Source organism: Fulvivirga aurantia, assembly GCF_009711475.1.
In the GTDB taxonomy this organism is placed as follows: Bacteria; Bacteroidota; Bacteroidia; order Cytophagales; family Cyclobacteriaceae; genus Fulvivirga; species Fulvivirga aurantia.
The window spans coordinates 1-7,426 of sequence record NZ_SMMD01000759.1 but is presented as its reverse complement, the minus strand read 5'-3'; the positions used below and the strand labels follow the sequence as shown (position 1 = coordinate 7,426).

At 37.3% G+C, this 7,426-nt stretch carries 8 protein-coding genes; 1 reads left to right on the top strand and 7 read right to left on the bottom strand.

What is annotated here, in order from left to right; all coding sequences use genetic code 11:
- Window positions 1-46: 46 nt before the first annotated feature.
- From E1176_RS09365 to xerA, 7 genes are all read right to left on the bottom strand, one after another.
- Window positions 47-1,126 carry a hypothetical protein gene (locus tag E1176_RS09365; protein ID WP_155210350.1) on the bottom strand — a complete coding sequence of 360 codons (1,080 nt, stop codon included), beginning with the start codon at window positions 1,124-1,126 and terminating at the stop codon, window positions 47-49.
- A 274-nt stretch (window positions 1,127-1,400) separates the two neighbouring features.
- Complete coding sequence (locus tag E1176_RS09360) at window positions 1,401-1,802, bottom strand: hypothetical protein (protein ID WP_155210349.1); 402 nt, start codon at window positions 1,800-1,802, stop codon at window positions 1,401-1,403.
- Between the two features lie 1,019 nt (window positions 1,803-2,821).
- Complete coding sequence (locus E1176_RS09355) at window positions 2,822-3,424, bottom strand: hypothetical protein (RefSeq protein ID WP_155210348.1); 603 nt, start codon at window positions 3,422-3,424, stop codon at window positions 2,822-2,824.
- A gap of 185 nt (window positions 3,425-3,609) precedes the next feature.
- Window positions 3,610-4,248: a hypothetical protein gene (locus E1176_RS09350; protein WP_155210347.1), complete on the bottom strand. Its 639-nt coding sequence runs from the start codon at window positions 4,246-4,248 to the stop codon at window positions 3,610-3,612.
- Between the two features lie 189 nt (window positions 4,249-4,437).
- On the bottom strand, window positions 4,438-4,854 hold the full coding sequence (locus tag E1176_RS09345) for a UPF0158 family protein (protein WP_155210346.1): 417 nt from the start codon (window positions 4,852-4,854) through the stop codon (window positions 4,438-4,440).
- Between the two features lie 232 nt (window positions 4,855-5,086).
- Window positions 5,087-5,683, bottom strand: a complete 597-nt coding sequence (locus E1176_RS09340) for a hypothetical protein (RefSeq protein ID WP_155210345.1) — start codon at window positions 5,681-5,683, stop codon at window positions 5,087-5,089.
- Window positions 5,684-5,752: 69 nt separating this feature from the next.
- A complete protein-coding gene (xerA, locus tag E1176_RS09335; RefSeq protein ID WP_155210344.1) occupies window positions 5,753-6,886 on the bottom strand; it encodes a site-specific tyrosine recombinase/integron integrase in 1,134 nt (377 codons plus the stop codon).
- An 83-nt stretch (window positions 6,887-6,969) separates the two neighbouring features.
- Between xerA and E1176_RS09330 the strand changes: the two genes are divergently transcribed.
- Window positions 6,970-7,341, top strand: coding sequence for a hypothetical protein (locus E1176_RS09330; protein WP_155210343.1), 372 nt, complete (start codon window positions 6,970-6,972; stop codon window positions 7,339-7,341).
- The last annotated feature ends 85 nt before the right edge of the window (window positions 7,342-7,426 follow it).

Below are 7,426 nucleotides of genomic sequence, written 5' to 3'. Positions count from 1 at the left end.
CTGTCCGATAAAACCCATTCATTCATAGCATTTGTTACCAACCTGTTCATTTCAGTTCGTACTCAATTTCTATTATTAGCCTAGGTCTCTTAAATTCAGGGTCGTTCAAAGGACAGAATTTGACCAATCTAGGTAAATTACAATCTCCTATTTTGGAAAATTCAGCGATATAGAGTTCGTCATTTGTTGAATGCCCTTTTGCTGAATAACCATGTATTATGAGCTTACCTTCAACTCTTTCAGTTTGATTTGTTGGCCCTTTAATTATTCTGATTTCTTTAAGATAGTGGTTTAAATATTCCTGTCCAGACTCAACATGAATGACACTGTCAGATTTGGTCGTCTTATCATCTGATGAAAAGTACGGAAATGTAGTTACACCCGTTAAGTTCTTGCTCGTTGAGGAATGGTACAATTGTTTATCCTTCTCCTCCCTAGGATATTTATTCTTAACGTTTCCAAGTGAATCATACTGTAACACAGTAATGGTAAAGGTTCGTCCAATTACATTTTCTAGCGCGCATTTTTGATATTCAAACAATGGCTCAATTCGTTCTTCTTCTTTAGCAAGTATTTCTTCAGGGATTGTGTTGGTGATATCCATTTTCATCAGCTGTATCATAGTAGATTTTAATGGTTCATAGGGTTGGACCATAGTGAAGTATCCCCAAATCTGAATTCCTTTACCAATTGACTGACTTCCCTGAGGTGTTTGAAAAAACATCATATGTTCAAAGAAAGAGCCACCAATATTTACATTGTCGATAATCTTTTCAGTGGAGTTATCAGAGTCTTTAATTTCTAACTTGAAATAGTTCTTCGTCCTTACTTTTCTAGGGTCTCCTATGAGCCAGTAAGACTTGACAACCTTCTTTTTATTTGTTGTTTTAAAAACGTAAATGGGATTGTTGTGGAGATATTCGGATAAAAGTACGTGCTTAGTTTGATTTTCTTTGTTGTCAAAGTCAGGATGTTTTGCAATTAGACGTTTCAACGGATCATTGAAATACACCTTCGTGGTTAAACCATTGACTTTGAATTTATCTACCTCTTGATAGTTCGATAATTCCTGAGCTTGGCAGAAAAAACTACCTAAAAGCAATATAAGTACTAATAATATTCGCATTGATTCTTTGTTCGTGCAGCTTATGGTTGGTAACGCCCCTGTAAGGCGCGTTTATTTACTTGTTTTACAGGGCATAAAACTAGCACGATTTGGGTTTAGAACCTAGTCGAGATGCAAGCAGCTTAAGACACCCCGTTATGACAAGTAGTCCGCAAGTTAAGAGATGAATGTGGATGTGGAAAGCTAACCCAAAACGTGCGGTGGAGAAGCACCAAAGCATTTAAGGATTTCGCACGGTGAAGTCCAAATGCGCTCTTACAATTTGTTAGCCACATTATAAAATTTCTATTTCGCGTTCAACAACAAAGTCCGATGATTTGATGTAAGTCCTTACAGAATAAGTGTTATCATTAACATCTAAAATTTCAATAGTCACCACATCTCCTTTTACTCCTCTAAAAATTTCAGGTCCGCTTATAAACTGTTTATTTCTAAGTTCATAGGTGCAGCCGTCCAACCATACAATATCAAACTTTGCTTCATAGTTGAATTGTTCGTTTACTTCAGTTTGATGGGTCTTTGACCTTGTTATATAGGATGTACCCGTTTCAACAGTGGTAAGTTTAAACTTTCCAGTTTTTACATCTTCGCATTTGTTTTTCGCATATCTACAGGATAAAGTAGCTAATGAGAGGGTTATTATAATTATGGTCGATAATAATTTTGACTGCATCATTGTGGCTAACGCCCGGCTAGCACGCTGTATGCCTCCCGGACTAATTTGAGATGCAAGCTAATGAATTCTGTGTTTTGAGCCAAGTTGCACAGACTTTCGCAAAGACATTTCCGCACCCTTTCCTGCCCGAGTCTGCTCGAGGGCCACGCACGGCAATAACCCCCAGGAAGACCTGCTGTTTTACAGCCAAGAACACAAACACAGAATGAATGGGCGAGTAGCAGTTACTAACCAGCAAAGCACTTTAGCATATGCGTTGCTAGGTAATGTTATGCACATTTAAAGTGATATTTATGTAAACACAGCATTGTGATTTCTTTCATATTTTTTGGGGTTTGGAATGATTGTTAATTCTGAAATTCGTCCATTTTTAAAAGTTAAGTATGATTCGAAATCTGTCTTATTAATCCTGAATGTCATTATCTCCGATCGAGATATTCGTTTATCATTAAGAAGTAATGACTGAGGTAAATGTTCATTATCCTCTGACCTAAACTCTACTAAAAGTTTTCGTTTATTGTAAAATCTGTGTTTGGTATTAAAAATCGCAATCTGCTTATCCATGAGGCTCTTTTCATTCTCATCTTTTTTTTCAATGTATTGTTGGATAATCTGTTTTTCCAGGGGAGTGAAGTTTTTAGTTTTCTTGTATTTAATCGAATTTGAACTAAAAGTATTCGGAAGCTTAAAAAAGAGAAAAAGTATACCAAACCCCACAAAAACGATCAAGCTAAAAATAAAGAACAATCCCGCACCCATTTAACTATATATATGTTGATTGTGCATAACGTTCAGGTAAAATGCTGTGTGGCCCGAATTTTTTTAATGGCACTAAAGTAGCGATTCTGGCTCAGGCTCACAACGGTCCAGATGCAGCACGTTCCACAAGCATTTTTCCGAGTGGCAAGAATAAAAGTAGAAAGCACTGACCTTTCAAAAAGCCAGAAATCGCGGTTCAGTTGCACTGAAAGTGGCAGATGGGCTGTAGTCACATGCATTTTTACCGCTTGTTAGGCACTTTAATTTTCAATTGCCCTGTTCAGTTCGTTCACCAAGGAGCTAATAAGTTGGTTCAATGGTGGCGTTGCTTGACTCATGTCATCAAATTTCTGTTTATTGTCGTCAGTAATGAAAGCAACAAACTCACCAGTTCTTAGGTCAAAAACGGTGAGGTTACCTGAAATTGATATGCTTCCGGTGTTGTTTAGTTTCGTCACTGTTCTGCTGTCGATTTTAGAAAAGATGAAGACTAAATCTGTGTTCCTACATCCCTTCTGAAGTTCCAGTTTTTCACTGTCAGTTATAGGGCTATATAAGTTTGATTTTGTCTTGACAAGTTTAGAAAGGTCGGAGTATAAAGTTCTGCTAGCAACTTCGTTAAAAGCTTCATGATTCATCAGGTTGTGTTCAAGTTCCGTTTGACAACATACTGCGAAGGATGATGAAAGAACTTCTTCAATCAGATTGTTAAAATCTTGGTCTGGGTTTCCTTGTTCGTCAAAATACGGTGTGAATGAAATCGTCTTAATCTCTTCTGGCTGGTATTGTTTGTTGGTCGTTACCTTTTGTGCATGTGCTAGGTTAACAAAGGGCAAATAGATAATAAAAAGCAAATATTTCATGGTGCGGTATTGTGCCTAACGACCAGCTATGATGAGTGGGGATTAGAATGCACTAACCCTTCCTCTCGCAAATAGCCACGCCTTGATTTAAATATAAAACTTGTGGCGGACTTTCCAAGTGCCCAAGAAAGTATCCTGGCTGATAAGACCCCATTCATTCATAGCATTTGTTGGCATTTCGTTTTTCAATTAAAGATTACTTGTTCAGTAGTATCGCTCAAAACTTGTCCATTTTCAAATGTTAATCGTAGAATGAATTGAGTTGCACTAGTTATAGGTTCAGCGTCCAAAACAGCTAGGTTAAGGTAAGTGAACCTTGTGTCTAAAGAGTTGTAATAGTCATTGTTGGAAAAGCTATTATTTATGATGTCAACTAGATTATTATTAAAAGAAAACTCGGATTGGTTTTCTCCACATTGTTCGAATGCACCACCGTTCTCAACACATTCTTTAATTACTCTATGATATTCGAAAAGATCGTTCAATGGTGATCCTTCAGGATGTGTTGAATCAAAATCAGATGTTGCAAAAATGTTCGCATCAAGAATTCGATTGTTCAATTGGGGTATAATGTCATCATCACAATCATAAGCAAGAGCCGAATTATAAATTCCTGCACTTGGAGTAACTTGAGCTAATATTTCAATATCAAAGAGTATTCTAATACTGTATTCTGAATAATTTATTCCAGAGCCTTCTTCAATTTTATCCAGTGTTATTGGATTGAAGTTAGAAATATTCATTTCAGTTAGCTCGAAATTCTCAACAGGTGGATCATCGCAGCAACTCTGAATTATTGCAGCAGCATTGATTAAGCCAACCACTAAAAGAGATTTGTATAAAATTCGAGGGTTCATATTTATATCGCAATGAATGCCAACGGTGTGCATATAGCTTGTGGCGGTTTCGGAGCACTTTTCTGTCCGCTGAAACCAAAGTTGGTAACGGAGCAAAAACCATTATGGTAACCGTTCACCCGCCATAAGCTATATGTGTTGTTGTGCACTGGCCTTTTATTTTTTTATTGTTTCAACTTGTCTTTTCACAAAGTCAATATACGCTTTGTTTTTAAAGTCAAACCAATTTTGTCTATAGTCAGAGTAGTCAATTAAATTCTTAAAGTTCCGAAAGGGTTTTCGTTTCGAAATTGCGTTCAAAATTTTTTTCTTAAAACTCTCATCTGCTAATGAATATGCAAAATTTTCAATCACGCGATAACTTTCAAACGATTCCATTTTTTCAATCCGCTCATAATTGCCCCATTCATTTTCAATTCTGTCAATAACATCTTGCCAAGGTTCAGGGTCAAAATATGGGTCGTTCGGGTCAGGGTGGGAGTCAATTCTTCCAGTCGGCCGATGGTAAAAACAGATCATTCCGGTGTCCAGTAGTTCGGCAATTTCTATAATCTGTTTCTCCTTAATCGTCATGTTTTTCGGCTTGTGCACAACGACCCAGATATGGCGCTGTGGCCTCCGAGCTTTATTAATTGTGATAAAAGTAGCTTATCTGCCGATGCGATCAAAGTATTAGATGCCTGCTGCGCCATTCAAGATCAACCTTCCCACGAGCAGGAGAGAGTAGAAAGCACATCAGTCCCTTGGCGGTAGATAAGCGGGCTGTTCTGCAGAAACTTGGCAGATGACTAAGTAAGGCCATGCGCTATATCGTATGTTGTGCGCTTTTTAATAATGAAAGTCCAATAATTCCAAAACCAACAAAGTATAGGATCCAAGAAAGTTGATTCAGTTGATGCGGATAGTCAAATAGTAAAGCTATATCTAGTATTCTGTCCAGAATTATTAATAGGCCGACTGAAAATATAATCCATTTGTAGCGTGGAGCGAGCTTGTAATCACCTCCAAGAAGAGTAAAGCCTATCGCACCTATAACTAACGTGATAATACCCTTAATTAGCATAGAGTCAGACTCTGCATTAATTTCTGAGAAGCCCAATGATGTCCATGAAAAGCCACTAATTAAAAGCAAAATTACCCCTGCTTTAGAGGTTGAGTTTTTTATTAATAACATTAGAGCGATACAGAATACGCAAATAATTAGCCCTACGCCAAGATAGTTAAAGTAAATAAGCCATTTGTTCTCCGACAGTCCTTCAATGTTATATGAAACCAATCCCATTACTGAATTATTAAGATTCGCATATAAAATGGGGTCTGATAGAAGGAAGAATATGGTAAATCCAAATAATATAAGTAGTGGAATTGATACTCCAAGTATTCCAACAGTTCTAATGTTCATTTTCATCCGTCATAATTGCGCACAACATCCGAGTATACGCTATGGCATATACTTACATTGTGTAAAATGCTAATCTATTAAATTTTTTATATTTTTTAGACTGTTTACCGCTACATGCGTGTAGATTTCAGTTGTTCTGCTTGAGTTATGACCCAATAGCGACTGTATATAGCGTAAGTCGACACCTTCTTCCAAAAGATGTGTGGCAAAACTATGTCTTAACATGTGGGGAGTCACCCGTTTCGAGATTTTGGCGTTCGCGGCAGCCCTTTTTACAATCTTACCCACACTCGTAGCACTATATTTTTTGCCTTTTGCACCCTCAAAAAGGTATTCCTTTGGCTTGTATATGGAGTAATACGCTCTAAGCTCATTTAACAAATTATCACCTAATAAGGTAAACCGATCCTTGCCACCCTTTCCATTCACAACTTTGACAAGCATCCGATCACTGTCAATATCAGCTATTTTTAAATTCAATAACTCACTTCTTCTTACACCAGCACTGTATAGGAGCTTTAAAATACATTTGTGTTTAATATTGTCTGTTGAGGCAATCATTTGTAACACCTTCTCCTTGCTCAGTACTTCGGGCAAACGTTCCTTCTTCATGGGTCTTTCTACACTATAAAACCTATTGGGCATGCCTAAAACCACTTCATAATAAAACTTTATAGCATTAATACTCTGGTTTATGTAAGAATCAGAAAACTCACAGGCTACCAACTGTTGTAGGTAGAACTGTATTTCCTTCTCGCTGATATCGAGCAAGTCGAGGGGTTTATAATGATTTATAAACTTCTCGAAATGAGTGATATACGTGCGGCATGTATTTAAGGAATATTTTTTAAGCTCTAGTTTTTGAAAAAATGCCTCAGGGCAGGGGCGATACCCTTCATAAAGTTTTCTTTTTCGATAAAACGAAATATTAGGAGTGTCATTTTGAGAAATATTATGTCGCTTGTGAGCGAAATGAGCACTATTGATCCAGGCTACACCCTTAAACTGTTTGTAAATAGCCTCATAGTGAGTAGGGGTGTTGGGGATATACAACATGCCAAATTCCTCACTCCATTTACGGTCGGGCAACGATTTAGCCAAAGCGTTTATCACCTTATCAGGATAAAATTTCAGGCCTATACATCTTTTGCCCTTAATCAGCAGGTGCTTGAGAGAAATGGTGCGCGTTTTTTGAGCATTCATAGGCGCTATACTCGCTATTGAGTTGGACGCAACAAAAAATAACCGTAGAATTATACGTATAATTCTACGGATAATACTGTCACATGAAATATTGTTTAGCTTGTGAGGAAGAGCTTGAGGGTAGAGTAGACAAAAAATACTGCTCTGAATACTGTAAAAGTGCCTACCACTACGAAAGAAATAAACAGAAAGAAAAAACCTTGTTTAGGAAGATTGATGACCAACTTAAATTAAACAGGAAAATCCTTCGAAAATATAATACGGCCGGCAAAGCCACGGTGCGTAAAGCAGTCTTGCATAACAAAGGTTTTAATCCAAAGTATTTTACTCACGGCTGGCGAGCTAAGAACGGCAACCTTTGGTTGTTTTGCTATGAGTATGGGTTTATGAAAAGAGTAGAAAACGAAAAAGAAAAATACGTACTGGTAACCTGGCAGCCATACATGGAAGATTAAATGCTGAATTAACGATTGTCGGCATATATTGCAACAACGAAACCCAGCCTTATTTTTCCAAACCTCTCTTTTAAGTAAAAAGATA